Source organism: Nocardioides marinquilinus, assembly GCF_039543705.1.
Lineage (GTDB): Bacteria > Actinomycetota > Actinomycetes > Propionibacteriales > Nocardioidaceae > Nocardioides > Nocardioides marinquilinus.
This window is the reverse complement of sequence record NZ_BAABKG010000001.1, coordinates 948418-966397: the sequence shown is the minus strand read 5'-3', so window position 1 is coordinate 966397 and position 17980 is coordinate 948418. Positions and strand designations below refer to the sequence as shown.

Annotated in this window: 15 protein-coding genes; 10 read left to right on the top strand and 5 right to left on the bottom strand. The window is 73.7% G+C overall.

Translation table 11 applies throughout. The annotated features are described in order from the left end of the window. Positions 1 to 3 precede the first annotated feature (3 nt). Entirely contained in the window at positions 4 to 1014 is a 1011-nt protein-coding gene (locus tag ABEA04_RS04675) for a hypothetical protein (protein ID WP_345455020.1), read from the top strand. Positions 1015 to 1100: 86 nt separating this feature from the next. Continuing rightward, on the top strand, positions 1101 to 1454 hold the full coding sequence (locus ABEA04_RS04670) for a YciI family protein (RefSeq protein ID WP_345455018.1): 354 nt from the start codon (positions 1101 to 1103) through the stop codon (positions 1452 to 1454). A 13-nt stretch (positions 1455 to 1467) separates the two neighbouring features. On the opposite strand, the gene ABEA04_RS04665 is transcribed toward ABEA04_RS04670, so the two are convergent. After that, on the bottom strand, positions 1468 to 2175 hold the full coding sequence (locus ABEA04_RS04665) for an SDR family NAD(P)-dependent oxidoreductase (protein WP_345455016.1): 708 nt from the start codon (positions 2173 to 2175) through the stop codon (positions 1468 to 1470). Positions 2176 to 2288: 113 nt separating this feature from the next. Between ABEA04_RS04665 and ABEA04_RS04660 the strand changes: the two genes are divergently transcribed. From ABEA04_RS04660 to ABEA04_RS04650, 3 genes are all read left to right on the top strand, one after another. After that, positions 2289 to 3164 carry a helix-turn-helix domain-containing protein gene (locus ABEA04_RS04660; protein ID WP_345455014.1) on the top strand — a complete coding sequence of 292 codons (876 nt, stop codon included), beginning with the start codon at positions 2289 to 2291 and terminating at the stop codon, positions 3162 to 3164. Further along, on the top strand, positions 3161 to 3556 hold the full coding sequence (locus ABEA04_RS04655) for a PPOX class F420-dependent oxidoreductase (RefSeq protein WP_345455012.1): 396 nt from the start codon (positions 3161 to 3163) through the stop codon (positions 3554 to 3556). The genes ABEA04_RS04660 and ABEA04_RS04655 overlap by 4 nt, the downstream gene beginning before the upstream one ends. A gap of 501 nt (positions 3557 to 4057) precedes the next feature. Beyond that, a complete protein-coding gene (locus ABEA04_RS04650) occupies positions 4058 to 5860 on the top strand; it encodes an AIPR family protein (protein WP_345455010.1) in 1803 nt (600 codons plus the stop codon). A 161-nt stretch (positions 5861 to 6021) separates the two neighbouring features. Here the strand turns inward: ABEA04_RS04650 and ABEA04_RS04645 are convergent, their stop codons facing one another. Continuing rightward, a complete protein-coding gene (locus ABEA04_RS04645; protein WP_345455008.1) occupies positions 6022 to 6669 on the bottom strand; it encodes a FadR/GntR family transcriptional regulator in 648 nt (215 codons plus the stop codon). 71 nt (positions 6670 to 6740) lie between these two features. On the opposite strand from ABEA04_RS04645, the gene ABEA04_RS04640 reads away from it, so the two are divergent. Continuing rightward, the gene (locus ABEA04_RS04640) at positions 6741 to 7997 is read left to right on the top strand and encodes an MFS transporter (protein ID WP_345455006.1); all 1257 of its coding nucleotides are present in this window, start codon (positions 6741 to 6743) and stop codon (positions 7995 to 7997) included. On the opposite strand, the gene ABEA04_RS04635 is transcribed toward ABEA04_RS04640, so the two are convergent. Then, positions 7972 to 11706, bottom strand: a complete 3735-nt coding sequence (locus ABEA04_RS04635; RefSeq protein WP_345455004.1) for a S8 family serine peptidase — start codon at positions 11704 to 11706, stop codon at positions 7972 to 7974. The genes ABEA04_RS04640 and ABEA04_RS04635 overlap by 26 nt on opposite strands. 150 nt (positions 11707 to 11856) lie before the next feature. Between ABEA04_RS04635 and ABEA04_RS04630 the strand changes: the two genes are divergently transcribed. Then, complete coding sequence (locus ABEA04_RS04630; RefSeq protein WP_345455002.1) at positions 11857 to 12837, top strand: hypothetical protein; 981 nt, start codon at positions 11857 to 11859, stop codon at positions 12835 to 12837. Here ABEA04_RS04630 and ABEA04_RS04625 read toward each other — a convergent pair. Further along, the gene (locus ABEA04_RS04625; protein WP_345455000.1) at positions 12785 to 14122 is read right to left on the bottom strand and encodes an MFS transporter; all 1338 of its coding nucleotides are present in this window, start codon (positions 14120 to 14122) and stop codon (positions 12785 to 12787) included. The genes ABEA04_RS04630 and ABEA04_RS04625 overlap by 53 nt on opposite strands. After that, the gene (locus tag ABEA04_RS04620) at positions 14119 to 15174 is read right to left on the bottom strand and encodes an ABC transporter substrate-binding protein (protein WP_345454998.1); all 1056 of its coding nucleotides are present in this window, start codon (positions 15172 to 15174) and stop codon (positions 14119 to 14121) included. Before ABEA04_RS04620 ends, ABEA04_RS04625 begins: the two co-directional genes overlap by 4 nt. 32 nt (positions 15175 to 15206) lie before the next feature. Here ABEA04_RS04620 and ABEA04_RS04615 point away from each other — a divergent pair, with 32 nt between their 5' ends. Genes ABEA04_RS04615 through ABEA04_RS04605 form a run of 3 tightly spaced genes read left to right on the top strand, consistent with a single transcriptional unit; the run spans position 15207 to position 17970 of the window. Beyond that, positions 15207 to 16214, top strand: a complete 1008-nt coding sequence (locus tag ABEA04_RS04615; RefSeq protein WP_345454996.1) for a FecCD family ABC transporter permease — start codon at positions 15207 to 15209, stop codon at positions 16212 to 16214. After that, positions 16211 to 17200 (top strand): FecCD family ABC transporter permease, encoded by a 990-nt coding sequence (locus ABEA04_RS04610; RefSeq protein ID WP_345454994.1) that lies wholly within the window; start codon positions 16211 to 16213, stop codon positions 17198 to 17200. The genes ABEA04_RS04615 and ABEA04_RS04610 overlap by 4 nt, the downstream gene beginning before the upstream one ends. Next, positions 17197 to 17970, top strand: a complete 774-nt coding sequence (locus ABEA04_RS04605) for an ABC transporter ATP-binding protein (RefSeq protein WP_345454992.1) — start codon at positions 17197 to 17199, stop codon at positions 17968 to 17970. Before ABEA04_RS04610 ends, ABEA04_RS04605 begins: the two co-directional genes overlap by 4 nt. Positions 17971 to 17980: the final 10 nt, after the last annotated feature.

Below are 17980 nucleotides of genomic sequence, written 5' to 3'. Positions count from 1 at the left end.
GGCGTGTCGGACGACGCGGTGTGGCGCGCGCTGGGCCTCGACGAGCTGGACGTCGGGCTCTACCGCCGTCTGCTCGACGAGCCCGGCGCCGGCACCGATGCGCACGCCGCCGCGCTCGGCCGGGCCGCGCCGGAGGTCGAGGCGTCGCTCGCGCGGCTCGACGAGCTCGGCCTGGTGCTGGTGCGAGCCGGTCACGTCGTCGTCCACCCGCCCTCGGCGGCGCTCGCCGCGCTCGCCGGTCGCCGCCGGCGCGTGCTCGACGAGGCCGAGCGGCTGACGCCGCTGCTCGACCGGCTCTACGACGCCGGGCGGGCCGAGACGGCGTCCGACGGCCTGGTCGAGGTGGTCAGCGGCGGGCCGCAGATCATCGCGCGGCTGCGGGCGATGCTGGGCCAGACCCACGAGTCGCTGCTGCTGGTCGACTCCCCGCCCTACGTCAGCAGCCCCGACCCGGTGCTGCACGACGAGGAGACCGCGGCGGCGGCCCGCGGCGTCGTCATCCGCACCCTGGTCGACTTCTCGGCCGTCGACGTGCCCGACCACCTGCGCGACCTGGTGCGCTCGGTCGAGGAGGGGCAGCAGGTGCGGCTGGCGCACCAGGTGTCGACCAAGCTGGTGATCAGCGACCGCCGGCGCGCCCTGCTGCCGATCGCGGTCGACCCCGAGCTGTCCCGCCCGCAGGCGGCCGTGGTGACCCACCCCGAGCTGGTCGGCCCGCTCGTCCAGCTCTTCGACCTCATGTTCGAGCAGGCCTTCCCGCTGACCGAGGTGCTGGGCGAGGCGGGCGGGGCCGACGCGGTGGCCTCGCAGCCGGCCGCCCTGGCCGACCCCACGCTGCTGCGGCTGCTCGCCACCGGCGCGAACGACGTCGCCATCGCCCGCCGTCTCGACGTCAGCGAGCGCACCCTGCGCCGCCGCATCGCCGGCCTGCAGGACCGCTACCGCGCCCGTAGCCGCTTCCAGCTGGGCGTCATGGTCGAGCGCGAGCGGGCCGCCCGCCGCGCGGCGGACTGAACCGGCCGCGCGCCGGTGTCGATCCGCACCGGCCTGACGCGTCATCGTGTCGTCGCACCCTGCGCACACCCGACCGAGGAGACCCGATGAAGTTCCTGATCACGCTCGCCGAGTCCGACCCCGACGCCTGGCTCACCGCCACGCCCGAGGAGCAGGAGCAGGTCTTCGCCCAGCACCGCGCCTTCGACGCCGCCGTCGAGGAGCGCGGCACGCTCGTGGCCGGGGCCGCGCTCGACGCGACGTCGACGGCGCGCACGGTGCGGGGCGGGCCCGACGGGCGGGTCGTCACCGAGGGCCCGTACGCCGAGACGGCCGAGCAGGTCACCGGCGTCTACCTCGTCGACCTGCCCGACCTCGAGACCGCGCTGGACGTCGTCCGGCTGCTTCCGGAGGGGTACGTGGTCGAGGTGCGGCCGACGGTCGCGCTCGAGGGCTACTGACCCTGCGCGGGCCTCAGCCCCAGGTGGTCTCGCCGTGGCGGTCGACGAACCGACCGGAGCCGTGGCCGGGACCCTCGGTCGCCAGCGCGACGACGGCGTCGGTGCCCTCGGTGACGGTCTGCGGTCCGCTGTGGCCGTTGAGGTCGGTGGCGGTGTAGCCGGGGTCGGCGGCGTTGACGCGCACGTCGGGGAACGCCTTCGCGTACTGCGTGGTGAGCATGGTCAGCGCGGCCTTGGAAGCCGTGTAGAGCGGTGCGACGACGTGCGACTCGGGCCGCGACGGGTCGTGGGTGTGCTCGAGCGAGCCCATGCCGCTGCTGACGTTGACGATGACGGGGTCGTCCGAGCGGCGCAGCAGCGGCAGGAACGCGGTGGTGGTGCGCACCGTGCCGGCGACGTTGACGTCGAGCACGTCGTGCACGTCGGCGCCGGTCAGCTCGGCCGGGTCGGCGGCGGTGCCGATGACGCCGGCGTTGTTGACGAGCACGTCGACGTGGCCCTCGTGCGCCTCGACGTCCGCGGCGGCGGCACGCACGGAGGCGTCGTCCGTGACGTCGATGGGGACGAACCGGACGTGGGGGCTGCCGAGGCTCGCGGCGGCCGCCCGGCCCCGCTCGGGGTCGCGGGCGCCGAGGACGACGGTGTGGCCGAGCGCGGCGAGGCGGCGGGCGGTCTCGAGGCCGAGGCCCTTGTTGGCGCCGGTGATGAAGGTGATGGTCATGCCTCCGAGCGTGGGCGCGCTGGGCACGCCCCACCAGGGACGGCGTGACGGTGGGAGCAGCGGTACCACCCAGGCCCGGTGCGCGGCGCCCGGGCGGGGGTCATGATCGAGGGGTGACGACCGACCTGGGCTCCACCATCCGGGCCTGGCGCGACCGGCTGCCGCCGGCCGCCGCGGGGCTGCCCGCCCGTCACGGACGCCGCACCACCGGCCTGCGGCGGGAGGAGCTGGCCGAGCTGGCCGGCGTCTCGGTCGACTACGTCGTGCGGCTCGAGCAGGGGCGGGCGTCGACGCCGTCCGCCCAGGTCGTCACCGCGCTCGCGCGGGCGCTGCAGCTGAGCGTCGACGAGCGCGACCACCTGTTCCGGCTGGCCTCGCTCGCCCCGCCGAGCAGCGGCCTCGTCTCCGAGCACCTCTCCCCCAGCGTGCTGCGGCTGCTCTCGCGGCTCGACGACGCCGCGGTGGCGGTCTTCGCCGCCGACTGGCGGCTGCTGTGGTGGAACCGCGGCTGGGCCGCCCTGCTCGGCGACCCCGCCGTCGTCCCGCTCGCGGTGCGCAACTTCGCGATGTGCGTCTTCCCGGTGCCGGACGACGGCGCCGCCGTCGCGCAGTGGCCGGTGGTCGTGCAGGACCAGGCCCACACCGAGGCCGCGGTGGCCTCCGACCTGCGCCGCGCGACCGGCCGCTTCCCCGACGACCCGCGCCTGGCGGCGCTGGTGCGCAGCCGGCTGGCCGGCAACGCCCGCTTCGCCGAGCTGTGGGCCGCGGGCACGGTGAGCGCCCACCGCGAGGACCGCAAGGTGATCCACCACCCCGCCGTCGGCCCGATCAGCGTCGACTGCGACACCCTCACCGACGGCGACGCCGACCTGAAGATCGTGGTGATGACCACCGCCCCCGGCAGCGAGGACGAGAGCCGGATGCGGCTCGCGCTCGTCACCGGCGCGCCCGTGCCGGCCGCCGCCCGAGACCTCGTGGAGACCCCGTGACCGCCCTGCCCCCCGACCTGATCGAGGCGATGCGCGGCACCGCGCTGTGCTTCGTGACGACCCTGATGCCCGACGGCTCGCCGCAGATCACCGAGACGTGGGTCGACACCGACGGCGAGCACGTGGTCATCAACACCGTCAGCACCCACCAGAAGACCCGCAACATCGCCCGCGACCCCCGCGTGGCCGTCGCCGTCGCCGACCCGGCCGACCCGTCGCGCTACTGGGCCGTGCGCGGCCGTGTCGTCGCCACCACCACCGACGGCGCCGACGCCCACATCGACGCCGTCTCGCAGCGGTACATCGGCCGCCCCTACCCCGGCTTCGGCGGCTCGGGCGAGCGCGTGGTCGTCACCATCGCCGCCGAGCACGTGCACTCGCCGCGGGGCTGAGCCCAGAACCTCAAACGTGGGCCGGCGCAGGCAAGGAGAGTTCGGCAAGGACGGATCAAGCCCTGCATACCGCTTCAAGAAGGCGGGTGACTACAGGCATCGGAAGAGCGTAGGGCAGCGAGACCGGGCCCGCGCTTTCAAGCTATACCAAATCAGCAGAAAGCTCTCAACAGCCAGAGACGGGTCCGCTTCCGCGTGTCCCGGGATGCGCCACGAGTCGCGCCGTGGCCCACAGGCTATCTTCGCTGGCCGCGCCCGGTCCCGCCACACCTCATGTAGGGCGATCGCACGCATCTCATCGATCGACGTCTTCGCTCCGCACCGCCCTAAGTGCTGGACTAAGGGATGGCGGATGCGAGTGGTGTGGACCTCGTGCCTTCGTCGACCCTGCCATTGCACTTACCGGCGTGGAAGCGAACCAAAACGACGGACTGCAGTCCAACCTTCGACTAGCCTCCGTCTCACCAAGCTCAACCTCTATCTCCCTCGGCCAAGGTATCCATGACCACTAACGACCTGTTCCTGCTCGACCAGCGGCGCTCAACTAGACATAAGGCGCAGTCCCCGGACATGTCGGAGGATGAGTTTTTCAATGTCTTTGTCAGCGAGCTTCTCACCCAAGACTTTCAACTGCCGGGCCCTGAGTACCTGCAGTACGGCATCGTAGACGGCCCACAGGACTGTGGGATCGATGCGATCTACACGTTCGTGAATGGCATGCTGGTGACGGATGAGTTCCGCAAAATTTCCGTCCCGAGAAACCCAGACCTCGACCTACTCATTATCCAATGCAAGACCTCGCCAACGTTCAGCGAATCGCCTGTCGAGAAACTTGCGATGCACGTACCGGAACTCCTCAACCTAGACCGTTCCGAAGCGAGGCTCAGCGAAATCTGCAACCCAGCGCTCCTTCAGGAGACAAGGCGATTCCTCGACGTTTACTCTGACCTTGCGGCCAAGCGGCCGAGGTTGCGCATTTTAATGCAGTACGTCAGCCGGGGAGCTGAACCATCTCAAGGAGTGCGAGCGAAGGCAGAGATTGCAACTTCCGCCGTCGCCAAAGGTTTCCGCGATGCTGAGATCGCTTTCGATTTTGTCGGTGGCCGCGCGTTGATCGATCTAGCTCGCAGGCCGACGCGGCTCGAAAGAGTAATACCTGTCGCCGAGGGCCCCCTTGCGAGCGAGACCGGTGACGGATATGTTGGATTGATTCGCCTACGCGACTATTTTGAGTTCATCAAAGATCCAGTTACTGGCCGACTTGACGCCGCACTATTCGAAGCGAATGTTCGAGAGCATGAGGGCGAAACCGATGTCAATAGCGATATCCATGCAACTCTGCATGAGACTGACAGTCCATATGACTTCTGGTGGTTGAACAACGGAGTGACGATCGTCGCTGAGGACGTCGCCACTACCGGCAAGCGCCTAACGTTGACTTCTCCCCAGATTGTGAACGGATTACAGACAAGCACAGAAATATTCAAGCATTTTGCGGAACGGGACATTGAGAAAGATGCTCGACTGCTCCTGGTCCGCATCGTTAGAGCCGAAGAGTCGCGCCTTCGAGACAAGATAGTCAAGGCGACGAACTCACAGAATGAGTTGCCACTTAGCGCGTTGCGTGCGACGGAGCCGTTTCAACGCGATATTGAAGAGTTTCTAGCCGCGCGCGGATACTACTACGACCGCAAACGAAATTACTCGCGAACGCGCGGTTACGATGACAAGCGCGTGGTCTCGATGGCCTTCGCAGGACAGGCTGTTGTGAGTTGCCTCCTACAACGACCCGATCTATGTCGGTCCGGGGGCGCAGGACTGCTTAACGACGACGCACTCTACGACAAAGCATTCAATGATCAGGTTCCACTCTCGGCCTACCTCAATGTGATTTGGCTACTCCGCAAGACACAATCTGCACTTGTGAACGACCGACGCGTCAAAGGCACCAGCGTCGAGGACTGGCAGTTTCACGTCGCCATGGTGTCTTCAATGCTGCTTACACGGAAGACAGTGCCATCCGCAAGCGACTTGGCGTCCATGAACATCGCAGCGCTGCCAACGGAACGCATCTCCGATGTGATGGAAATAGTCGCGGTCGAATATGGCAGAGCCATCCCCCCTCAAGGCGCATGGACCTTCGGCGACCTTTCTACGGATGAACGTGTCCTCAACGCCATGAAGGACCGAACCTCTAGCCTGTTGAAGTCCGTGCATTGGCGAGACTGGCCCGACAGTCCGGTCGCAGCTGAATTCGCCGTTCGCGCCAGCGATGTGTTCTATCGCCGTATACGCGGCGACTAGGCGCTAGTGCCGCATCAAGAACACGCTTGAGCGGCATTGCCGATACTCATCGTATTGGGATTGCTAAGTGAAATCTATCGGCTGCTCCTGGGCCTGCCGAAGCCTCTAGGTCGCGCTGGATGAGTTGCAGCAATGAAGGTTAGTTGTTCGAGATGTCATCCTCACCCCATGAACGGCTCGAAGATCGCGGCGACGAGGGCGACGGCGCGGTCGGCGTCACCGGCGGCGATGGCCTCGACGAGGTCGTGGTGCTGCTGGCGGGCGGGGTCGTCGTCGGCGCCGGGGTCGTCGCGCATGTGGCGGGCGAAGACGTCGACGACGCTGGTGTAGAGCTGCAGGTAGAGCGGGTTGTGGGTGGCGGCGACGACGGCGCGGTGCAGGGCGAGGTCGGCGGTGGCGCGGGCGTCGGCGTCGCCGTCGTCCCAGCGCTGCTCGCGGGCCGCGCGCAGCTCACGCAGGGTGGCGACGTCGGCGTCGGTGCGGCGGGCGGCGGCGAGCGAGGCGGCGGTGCTGTCGAGGGCGAGCCGCAGCTCGAGGTAGTCGCGCCGGCTGCCGCCGCCGAGCTGGCGGGCCAGCGTGCCGGAGAGCTCGGAGTCGGAGATGACGAACGTGCCGCGTCCCTGCTCACGGCTGAGCAGGCCGGCGTGCACCAGCGACTGCAGCGCCTCGCGCACCGTGTTGCGGCCGACCCCGAACGCGGCGACCAGCTCGGGCTCGGTGGGGATGCGCGCCCCGACCGGCCAGCGCCCCGAGCCGATCTCGTCGTGGAACCGGGCGGCCGTCTGGTCGATCAGTCCGACTCGACGCACCGGTGACCGCGTGCCAGACTTCGCTCGATTCATCCCATGATCCCATCATCAGCCCTCGACTGGAGGACAGTGTGCCCACCTCGACGCCGCTCCCGGGTGCGAACGGCCGCAGGCTCGCCGGATGGGCCGGCCTGGCCATCGCGCTGACGGCGGTCAACCTGCGCACCGCGGTCACCGGCCTGTCCCCCCTGCTCGAGACGATCGGCGACGACCTCGGCTTCGGCACCGCGCTGGCCGGCCTGCTGGGCACGGTGCCGGCGATCTCGTTCGCCGTCTTCGGCTTCGGCGCGCCGTTCGTCACCCGCCGGTTCGGCCTCGAGCGCACCGCCACCGCGGCGCTCGCGCTCACCGCCGTCTCGCTGCTGCTGCGCGCCGTCTCGCCCTCACCGGCCGCGCTGGTGGCCGCCACCGTGCTGGCGCTGGCCGGCATCGGCGCGGCCAACGTGGTCGTCGTCCCGCTGGTCAAGGCGTGGTTCGCCGACCGCATCGCGCTGTGGACGTCGCTCTACCTGCTGCTGCTGCAGACCGGCCAGTTCGTCGCGCCGCTGCTGGCGGTGCCGGTGGCGGACGCCGCCAGCTGGCGGCTCTCGGTGGGCGTGTGGGCCGTGCCGGCCGCGCTCGCCGCCGCCGTCTGGCTGGTGCTGGCGCTCAAGCTGCCCCCGCACCGCGCGCCCGCGTCGACCTCGGCGCTCGAGGCCGCGCCGCGCATCGCCCGCTCCTCGACCGTGTGGGGCCTGGTCGGCCTCTTCGCCGCGGTGGCGCTGGCCAACTACGGGATCATCACCTGGGTGCCCGCCGTGCTGACCGACGCGGGCGGCAGCGAGGCGTTCGGCGGCACGATGGTCGCGCTCTACTCCGCGTGGGGGGTGCTCGCCGCGCTGGCGGTGCCGCAGCTCGCCACCCGCCTGGCGAACCCGTTCGGGGTCGTGCTGGTGTGCACCGCGCTGCTGCTCGCGGGCTACGTCGGGCTGATCGTCGCGCCGCTCGGCGCCACCGCGCTCTGGATGTGCCTGCTCGGCGTCGGCGTCAGCACCTTCCCGCTCTCGCTCACCCTCATCAACCGCCGCACCCGCACGCCGCAGACCGCCTCGGCCGTCTCGGGCTTCGCGCAGGGCATCGGCTACGGCCTGGCCTGCCTCGGGCCGGTCGGCATGGGCCTGGTGCGCGAGGCCACCGGCTCCTGGACGACGCCGATCGTGCTGCTCGCGGTCACCGCCGTGCCCGGCGTGGTGGCGGGCTGGTTCGCCTGCCGGCCCCGCTACGTCGAGGACGCCACGGGGCCGGCAGACGCCGGCACAGGGGTCAGCGCACCCGCACCGCGCGCCTGACCTCCTGCACCACCCGGTTGCCGGCGTCGTCGCCCGCGGTGGCGCGCACCGTGACGAACCGCGCCCCGGCGGGCACCCGCACCGCGCCGGTCCACGAGCGCGACATGGCCGTCGCACCCGCACCGCCACCGGGCTGCTTCAGGGCGACCCGGCGCCACGTCGTCCCGTCGTCGAACGAGACCCGCAGGCTCGCCCGGTCGACCCGGCCCGCACCCGTCACACCGGCGGTGTGCGCGGCCCGCAGGGTCACCGGCTGCGACCGGCCGCCCGCCAGGGCGCCGGCGAGGTCGGTGGTGAACCCGTAGTCCAGCTGCAGCAGCGGCAGGTCGGCGTCGACCGGCGTGGTCTGCGCGCGGAACTCCCAGCTGGTCGAGCTGCGCGGCGAGGTGACCCACGAGGCCGGACGGCGGGCGTCCATCTCGAAGCGGTAGCGCTGCCAGCCGGTGGCCGGCGGGACGTCGGTCTGCACGGCCTGGAACGGGCTGACGTCGACCAGCTCGCCGTCGGCGTACAGGCGGGTCTCGACGGTCGAGGCGTCGGTCATCGCGCCGGTGACGCCGGTGGTGCCGGCGCTCGCGAACGGCACGTTGACGGCGAAGAACCGGCCCGAGCGGTGCGGCCCCCAGAACCCCGCCCCGGTGCGCGGCCGCACGACGGGGTCGAACCACGACTGCGTGCGCTGCTGGCCCGGGCGGTAGGTGCGCTCGGCGCCGCGCTGCTCCCAGCCGCGCGGGTCGACGACGTCCTCGTACCACCGCATGCCGGCCTGGGTGCTCACGTAGTCGACGCGCTTGGCGCCGAGGTGCACCGGCTCGAACTCCTGCAGGCACGGCGGCCAGTGCCAGTCGCGGCAGTCGGCGCGGCTCTCGATGGCCAGCCGGCCGGCGGTGCCGACGAACCGGTTGGTGACGGTGGCGAGCGCGCCCTGCCGCGGCGCCCAGGCCAGGTCGACCGGGACACGGCCGGGCCACGCGCGGGCGAGGTCGTAGAGGTACGGCGGCTGCTCGGTGCCCGTGAGCGTCAGCCGGACGGCGTCCCCCCGGCCCAGGCGCTCGACGAGGGGTCGGCCGTGGCGTCGCTCGACCGAGAGCACGGGCAGCTCGGTGTCGCCGGTCCAGGCCAGGTAGCGGCCGGGCCGGTCGTTGACGACCACGACGAGGCGGGCGCCGGCGCGGGCCGCGGTCTCGACCTGCTGGTCGGGGCTCACGCGGTCGTTGCGCTGCACCAGCACGGCGCGGCCGCGCACGTCGCGGCCGGTGTAGTCGGCGGGCTCGCCGTCGCCGAGGGCGGCGGCGTCGAGGGTGGCGGTGCCGTCCCAGCGCCGGGCCGACGGCATGGCGAGGACGGGCAGGGCGCGGCCGCCGGTCCTCACGGTCAGCAGCGGCGCGGTGCGGCGCCAGCGCATCGCGAACTCGTAGCGCGGCCCCGGCACCGGGCCGGTGGGCTGGGCGTAGAGCCGCTCGACCGACGGCGGCACGTCGTAGGCGTTGGAGAAGGTGTCGGCGTCGCTGCTCACCCCGGCCTCGTGGAAGTACGACGGCCGCCGCACGCCGTCGACGCTCGGCCGCGCGGTGCGCAGCTCGACCGGGCGGGCCTTGCGCGCGTCGAGGACCAGCGTGCGGGAGGCGTCGTCGATGACCAGGTGCGGGTCGCCGACGAGGGCGACGCCGCTGTCGTTCTCGTCGACCGGCAGCCAGCTGGTGACGTTGTAGACGCCGGGCTCGAGCCGCTGCGTGGGCAGGGTGCCGGTCTCGGGGTCGAGCTCGAGGGTCGAGACCGAGAAGTCGCCGAAGCGGTAGAGGCTCACGTAGCCGCCGGTGGGCTCGCCGTCGCGACCGACGGCGCGCACGTCGAGGTCGTAGCGCTCGCGCTCCTTGACCAGGCCAACGGCGGTGCGGGCGACCGGCTCGCCGTCGAGCGAGGCGACGACGGCGCCGGAGTAGTCCCTGCCGGGCAGGCCGGCGGTCGGGTCGCCGGTCACGGTGACCGTGGCGGTGCCCCCGGCGGGCACGGTGACCTCGTCGTCGGAGAGCGTCACGAGACCCTCGGGCGCCGGCTCGAGGGCGGCGTCGGTGACCTCGGCGTCCAGCTGCAGGACGACGTCCGCGTCGCCGAGGTTGGTGTAGGTGACGGTGCGGTCGACCGGCTGGTCGTCGTCGGCCGGCCAGGCGTGGTAGCCGAGCTCGGCCGAGGCGGTGGCGACGACGTCGCCGAACGCGGCCGCCGGCACGTCGAGGCGGCCCGCGCCCACCTGGTAGGCGATCTGTCCGGGCAGCGGCAGCGAGGTGCTGACCAGCGCATCGCGCAGCTGCGCGCCGTCCCACTCGGGGTGCTCCTGGGCGAGGACGGCGGCCGCCCCGGCCACGTGCGGCGTCGCCATCGAGGTGCCCGACAGCGAGACGTAGCGGCCCTCGCCGAACGAGGCCGACGAGCGGGCGGCGAGCACGTCGACGCCGGGCGCCACGATCTCGGGCTTGACCACGGCGTCGCCGAGGCGCGGGCCCATGTCCTGGAAGTCGGCGCGCACGTCGTCGCCGTCGACGGCGCCCACGGTGAGCGCGGTCTCGGCCGCGCCGGGTGCGCCGATGCCGCTGGTGCGGCCGTAGTTGCCGGCGGCCACGACGAAGAGCGCGCCGGTGGAGCGGCTGAGGGCGTCGAGCGCCTGCGACATCGGGTCGGTGCCGTCGCTGGGCTCGACGGTGCCGAGGCTCATCGAGACGACGGGCGCCACCTCGGCGCCCCACTCCATGCCCTCGATGATCTGCGAGGCGGTGCCGGAGCCGCTGTTGTCGAGCACCTTGCCGATGGCGAGCCGCGCACCGGGCGCCACGCCCCGCTCGAGGCCGTCGGACGCGGCCCCGGAGCCGGCGACGGTGGAGGCGACGTGGGTGCCGTGGCCGTCGACGTCGTAGGTCGCGTCCTCGCCGGGGATGAAGCTGCGGGTGACCTCGACCTGGCCGGCGAGGTCGGGGTGGCTGGTGTCGGCGCCGGTGTCGAGCACCGCGACGGTGACGCCGGTGCCGTCGAGGCCCGCGGCCCACGCCTCGGGCGCGCCGACCTGGGCCACGGAGTCGGCCAGGGACGCCTCGACCTTCTCGTCGAGGTCGAGGCGCGCGATCCGGCCGGTGAAGCGGTCGCCGGCGCCCGCGGTGAGGTCGGCCCAGAAGTCGGCCGTCTGCGCCTTGGGTGCGCGCAGCGCGGCACCGCGGATGCTGGTGAGCACCGCGCCGCGCCGGGCGTGCTCGGGTGCGGGGGCCCGGGCCGCCCGGACGCCGGGGGCGTAGCGGGCGATGAGCGGGACGGCGTCCACCGACGCGTCGTCGTAGCCCTGCTCGATCAGGCCGGTGACGTCGAACAGGTCGGCGTCGAGCCGCTGTTGCGCCAGGTAGGGCAGCGCCGCGTCGGGGACGACGTGCAGGTCGCCGTCCACGGTGTAGGTCTGCACGCCGCCGGTGCTGCCGGGGGCGCGCTCGATGCCGACGACCGGCGCGCCGCCGGGCTCGGCGCCCTCGGTGACGGTGACGACGTCGCCGGTGACGAGGGTGACGGTGGTGCGCCGCCCGTCGTCGCGCGGGACGGCGTCCGCAGCGGCCGAGCGGTCGGCCCGCGGGTCGGCCGCGCCGGGCTCGGCGGAGGTGCCGGCGACCGGCAGGGAGGAGAGACCGAGGGCCGCGAGGCCGGAGGCGGCCGCGAGACGGGACCAGAACATGACAGACGTGCCCTTCAGAGGGGGAGACTGGTCATGAATCTGCCACCGGGTGGGGGTGGCGTGAATGGCGAGGATGCGTCATGACGCACCTCCGCCGATCCGGGGTGACGGTCGCCACGGACAGGACACGGCAGGACGGGGAGGTCGGCGGTGCTGGAGGTGCTGGGGCTGCGCCCGGTCGAGGAGGAGGTCTACCGCCGGCTCGTCTCGGTGCCGTCGGCCTCGGTCGACGACCTCGCGGCGGCGATGCCGGCCCACGCCGCCGACCTGCCCGCCGCCATCGCGGCCCTGGAGGCGCACGGCCTGGTGGCCCGCTCGACCAGCCAGCCCGGCCACGTCGTCGCCTCGCCGCCGGCGCTCGCGCTGGGCTCGATGATCGTGCAGCGCGAGGGCGAGATGCGCCGCGCGCAGCTCGAGCTCGGCCGGCTGGTCGAGCAGTACCGCGGCTCGGTGGCCGACCGGGCGGCCGTCGACACGGTCGAGGTGGTGCGCGGGCCGCAGGCGGTGGCGCACCGGTTCGCGCAGATCCAGCGGGGCGCCACCACCGAGGTGCTGGCCCTGGTGAAGTCGTCGGTGGCGCTGGTGCCGATCGACGACAACCCCGACGAGGAGCTCGCGCTGCGGCGCGGGGTCGGCTACCGCGTCGTCCTCGAGCGCGACGCGTTCGCCAAACCCGGCTTCCTCGACGCCGCGCGGGCCGCCATCGACCTCGGCGAGCAGGTGCGGGTGACCGACGCGCTGCCGCTGCGGCTGGTCGTGGCCGACCGCTCGCTGGCGCTGGTGCCGCTCGCGCCCACGGCGTCCGACTCGGGCACCGGGGCGCTGCTGGTGCACGAGTCGGGGCTGCTCGACGCGCTGCTGCACCTGTTCGACCTGATCTGGGCCGGCGCGCACGAGGTGATGCCGAGCCGGGGCGGCGCCGAGCTGGTCGGCCCCGACCGCATCGACGACGTGGACGCCGTCATCCTCGGCCTGCTGCTGGCCGGCCTCACCGACCAGGCCATCGGCGGCCAGGTCGGCGTCTCGCTGCGCACCGTGCAGCGCCGGGTCGCGGCGCTCATGGAGCGCTCCGGCGCCGTCACCCGCTTCCAGCTGGGTCACGAGGCGACGCGGCGCGGCTGGGTGGGGTGAGGTCGGCGGCCGGCTGCAGGTCGACCAGGCCGGCCAGGTCGGCCAGGTCGGCCAGCCGCGGGAACCGCGGGACGCCGGCCAGCACCGCACCGACCAGGCTCGCCGCGAGGCCGAGCCCGGCGACGCGCAGCGCCCACTCGGTGCCGACGGCCCCGGCGACGAGCCCGCCGAGCGCGGCACCCAGGGGGCTGCCGCCCCACGCGATCAGCCGCGCGGTGGTGTTGACCCGCGACTGGAGGTGGTCGGGAGTGACGACCTGGCGCGCGACGATGCCGTTGACGATCAGCGACGTCGCAGCGAGGTTGAGCAGCGCCAGGAGGGGCAGGGCGGCGGCGAGCGACGTCGCGCTCGAGAGGCCGAGCAGCGCCCCGAGACCGACGGCGTAGCCGGTGGTGGTGATGAGCCCGACGCCGACCCGGCGCTGCAGCCGGGGCAGGGCCAGCCCGGCCACGAACGTGCCGGCGGCGCCGGCGGCGAACAGCCAGCCCAGGGCGGGCGAGTCGGCGTCCAGGCCGAGCTGCTCGACGCCGACCACGACGAGCAGCCCCGCGACCGCCCCGCCGGCGAGGCTGTTGCCGACCCCGAGCACGGTCAGCCAGCGCACCACCGGCACCGTCCACAGGTACCGCAGCCCCTCGGCCACCTCGGCCCGCAGCCGGCGCGGGCCGGCGGCCGCGGGCACCGTCTCGCTGCCCGGCCAGCGCAGCCGCGCGAGCACGGCGGCGGCCACGAGGTAGGCCAGGGCGTCGATGCCCAGCACGAGCGCGGGCGGGAGGACGGTCACCAGGACGCCGCCCACCAGCGGGCCGACCAGGCCGATCGCCGTCCCGACCGTGACGAGCGTCGAGGTCGCGGAGGCGACGCGGTGCCGGCCGACCAGCTGCGGCACGACCCCGAACGACGCCGCGTCGGAGAAGACGAACGACGTGGCCACCACGGCCGCCACGACGAGCAGCTGGACGACGCCCAGCCGGTCGAGCGCCGCGGCGAGCGGCACGGTCGCCATCACCGTCCCGCTGACGACGCCGGTCGTCACCATCACCCGCCGCCGGTTCCAGCGGTCGACCAGCGCGCCGGCCGGCAGGCCGACGAGCAGGTAGGGCGCCGTCTCCACCACCGCGACGGCGGCGGTGAGGGCGGCACTGCCGGTGAGCCGGTAGACCAGCACCGGCAGCGCCACGAGCGTGAGCGCGTTGCCGCTCATCACGACGGCGCGGGCGGCGAGGAAGCGGCGGTAGGTCGGGTCGGCGAGGGCCGAGCCGTCGCGGACCGCGGTGCCGGTCACGAGGCGGCGAGCGTCGCCTCGACCTCGTCGAGCACGAGGCCCAGCGAGATGGTGCCGCGCCCGGTGGCCCACACGTCGGCCTCGACCTCGACGACGCGGTCGGCGCGGGCGGCGCTCAGACGGGCCCACGTCGGGTCGGCGGCGAGGCGCTCCGAGAGCGGCTCGGCGTCCTCGGAGGCCGAGAACGCCTGCGCGAAGACGATGTCGGGGTCGACCTTCGCGACCTGCTCGACGGCCACCGTGGCGAACGGGTCGCTGCCGGCGGGCCACGGGTAGTCGGCCACCTCGGCGAGCAGCGAGCCGACCGGCGTCCCGACGGTGTCGACACCGAGGCTGCCGGGCTCGCCGTACATCGAGAGCAGTGTCAGGTCGCTGCGGTCGGCCGCGGCGGCCTCCACGCGCTCGGTGAAGGCGTCGGCGCGCTCGTCGGCGAGGGTGCGGGTGCCGGTCAGGTCGCCGACGGTGCGCAGGAACGCCACGGAGTCCTGCCACGAGGCGGGGTCGACGAGGTAGAGCGGGGCGGCCTGCTCGACCGCGTCCCGCAGCCCGTCCTGGGCGCCGGCCAGACCGATGACGAGGTCGGGCTCGGACAGGACGACGTCCTCGACGTTCTCCTCGCCGAAGCCGCCGGTGACCTCGCGCATGTCTGCGCCGGGTCCGGCGTAGCGCTCGTCGAGGGCGAGCGGGTCGCGGTAGGCGACCGGCGTGAGGCCGACCTCGGTGAGCGCGTCGACGCACATCATCGTCAGGCAGGCGACCCGGGACGCCGGCTGGTCGAGCGTGATCTCGGCGCCGGTGTCGTCGGTGACCGACACCGGGACGCCGTCCTCCGCGGCGTCGTCGGCGGGGTCGTCAGCGGGGTCGTCAGCGGGGTCGTCAGCGGGGTCGTCAGCGGGGTCGGCGGCGGCGTCGGCGGTCGCCGCGGTGGTGGGGTCGGCCGGCGGAGCGCCGTCGTCCTCGGTGCCCGACCCGCAGGCGGTGAGCAGGGCGAGCGCGGTGGCGAGGGGGACGAGGCGGACCAGCGTGACGGCGGGACGGGTCGGCTTGCGCATGGGTTCTCCTGTGGTGGACGATCGGCGGCGCAATGATAATCATTCTCAATAGACGACGGTGGCCGGTCGCCGTCGCGTGGACCGCGGTGCCGCTGGCGCTGGTGCTCGCGACCTGCCTCGGCGACCCGGTCGTGCGGCCGTCGACGGTCGCGGCCGCCCTGCTCGACCCGGGGCACCCGCTGCACCCGGCCGTCCGGGAGGTGCGCCTGCCGCGCGCCGTGCTCGGGTGCCTCGCCGGCGCCGGGCTCGGCGTCTCGGGCCTGCTGCTGCAGGACGTGCTGCGCAACCCGATCGCCGGGCCCGAGCTGCTCGGAGTCTCCTCCGGGGCCGCTGTGGTGACCGTGACGATCGTCGTCCTCGGGCTGGCGGTGCCGGTCGCGCTGCTGCCGTACGCCGCGCTGGGCGGGGCCCTGGTGGCCGGCGCCCTCGTGCTGCTGGCGATCGGGCGCACGCGCTCCCCCGACCACGTCGCCCTGGTCGGCGCGGCGGTCTCGGCCGCGTGCGGCGGGCTCGTCGTCGCGGTCGTCGGGCTCGGCACGCAGGGCAACGTCGTCGTGCTGTTCCGCTACCTGCTCGGCAGCCTCGCCGCCCGGGGCTGGACCCACGTCGAGGCCGTCGCGCCGTGGCTGCTGCTGGGCGTGCTGGCCGCCGTCCTGCTGGCGCGACGCGTGGAGGCGCTCGCGCTGGGGGACGACGTCGCCGCCGGCCTGGGCGTGGCGGTCGTGCGCACCCGCCTGGCCGCGGTCGCCGTCGCGGCCGCACTCGCCGCGGCGGTCGCGTCGGTGTGCGGCCCGGTCGCCTTCGTCGCACTGCTGGCGCCGCACCTCGCCCGCCGCGTCGTCGGCCGGGTGGGCACGCGGCCGGTGCTGGTGGCCGTGGTGCCGATCGGCGCCGCACTGCTGGCCGCGGCCGACCTCGTCTCACGGCTGGTGCTGTACCCGGTCGAGGTGCCGGTCGGGGTCGCGACGACGCTGGTCGGCGTGCCCGCGCTGGTGCTGACCCTGCGCGGCCGGGCACCCGTCACGGCGGGGCGCGCATGACGGCCGCGGGGCGCGCCGGGCTGGTCGCGCTCGCCGCCGCGAGCGGCGTGGGCCTCGTCCTCGCCCACCTGCTGATCGGTCGCTCCGACCTGCCGGCCGGCGACGTGATCGACGTCCTGACCGGGCGCTCCGGCTCGCCCGCCCACGAGATCATCGTGCTCGACTACCGCCTGCCACGGGTGCTGGTCGGGCTCGGCGCCGGGTGCCTGCTGGCCGTCTCGGGCGTGCTGGTGCAGGCCGTCGTCCGCAACCCGTTGGCCGAGCCGTCGACCACGGGCGTGGGGGCGGGCGCGGCGCTGGCCGTGGTCGCCTCGCTCGTGTGGTGGCCCGGGCACGAGCGGGCGCAGGCGGCCGCGCTCGTCGGGGCGGTCGCCACCGGCGCGGTGCTCTACGTCGTCGGACGCCGGGCGCTCGCGGTGGCGGGCGTGCTGCTCGGGGCCGTGCTCGCCGCCGTCACCTCGCTGCTCCTGGTGGTCGACTCGGCGCCGATCGGCACGGTGCTGCGCTGGCTGGTGGGCTCGCTCAACGCCCGCACGCCCGAGGACTGGGCGCGGCTGTGGCCGTGGCTGGTCGTGCTGGTGCCGCTGGCCTGGCTGCTCGCCGCGCACCTCAACGTCTGGGCCCTCGGCGACGCGGCCGCGGTGGGGCTCGGCGTGCGCCCGGGCCTGCTCGTGGCCGTCGTCCTGCTGACGGCCGTGGTCGCCGCGGCGACGGCGATCGCGGCCGCCGGCGCGGTCGCCTTCGTCGGCCTCGTGGCACCGCACGTGGCACGGATGCTGGTCGGCGCCGACCACCGGGTGCTGGTGCCCGCGAGCGCCGTCCTCGGCGCGCTGCTGCTCAGCCTCGCCGACCTCGTCGCCTTCTCGGTCTCGGTGCGGCTGCCCGGCGTGGCCACCGACGTCTCGGGAGTGCCGGTCGGCGCCGTCACCGCGCTGCTCGGGGCCCCGGTCCTGGTCAGCCTGATCCGCAGGGAGAACCGCGCATGAGCGTGCTCGCCGCCCGCCGCCTGGACGCCGGGCACGGCCGCCGGGTCGTCGTCCCCGGTCTCGACCTCGAGATCGAGGCCGGCACCGTGACGGCGCTCGTCGGGCCCAACGGGTCGGGCAAGTCGACGCTGCTGATGACGCTCGCGCGGGTGCTGCGGCGACAGGGCGGCGAGGTGCTGCTCGACGGCGAGCCGATCGACGCGCGGTCGTCGGTGGAGGTGGCGCGGCGGCTCGGCGTGCTGCCGCAGACCGCAGTGGTGCCCCTCGGGGCGACGGTGCGCGAGGTGGTCGAGCAGGGCCGCTTCCCGCAGCGGGGCGCGTGGGCCATGCTGCGTCGGCGCGACGACGGCGCCCTGTGGCGCGCGCTCGGGCTCACCGGACTGACCGACCTCGCCGACCGCCGGCTCGACTCGCTCTCGGGCGGCGAGCGGCAGCGCGCCTGGATCGCGATGACGCTGGCGCAGGAGACCGGCGTCCTGCTGCTCGACGAGCCGACCACCTACCTCGACGTGCGCCACCAGGTCGACCTGATGCGGCTGGTCGAGTCGCTGCGCGACGAGCACGGCATGACGGTCGTGATGGTGCTGCACGACCTCAACCAGGCCGCGCGTCACGCCGACCGCGTGGTGGCCCTGCGCGACGGCCGGGTGCGGGCCGACGGGTCGCCGGCGGCGGTGATGACGCCGGCGATGCTGGCCGAGGTGTTCGGCATCGACGCCGTGGTGGTGCCCGACCCGGTGACCGGCCGACCACTGTTCGTGGCCCGCTGAGGCCTCGCCA

Bases quoted from the DNA above. Each gene is read 5' to 3' on its own strand.
- ABEA04_RS04670 (WP_345455018.1), top strand. From the start codon at position 1,101: ATGAAGTTCCTGATCACGCTCGCCGAGTCCGACCCCGACGCCTGGCTC.
- ABEA04_RS04665 (WP_345455016.1), bottom strand. From the start codon at position 2,175: ATGACCATCACCTTCATCACCGGCGCCAACAAGGGCCTCGGCCTCGAG.
- ABEA04_RS04650 (WP_345455010.1), top strand. From the start codon at position 4,058: ATGACCACTAACGACCTGTTCCTGCTCGACCAGCGGCGCTCAACTAGA.
- ABEA04_RS04635 (WP_345455004.1), bottom strand. From the start codon at position 11,706: ATGTTCTGGTCCCGTCTCGCGGCCGCCTCCGGCCTCGCGGCCCTCGGT.
- ABEA04_RS04620 (WP_345454998.1), bottom strand. From the start codon at position 15,174: ATGCGCAAGCCGACCCGTCCCGCCGTCACGCTGGTCCGCCTCGTCCCC.
- ABEA04_RS04615 (WP_345454996.1), top strand. From the start codon at position 15,207: ATGATAATCATTCTCAATAGACGACGGTGGCCGGTCGCCGTCGCGTGG.
- ABEA04_RS04610 (WP_345454994.1), top strand. From the start codon at position 16,211: ATGACGGCCGCGGGGCGCGCCGGGCTGGTCGCGCTCGCCGCCGCGAGC.
- ABEA04_RS04605 (WP_345454992.1), top strand. From the start codon at position 17,197: ATGAGCGTGCTCGCCGCCCGCCGCCTGGACGCCGGGCACGGCCGCCGG.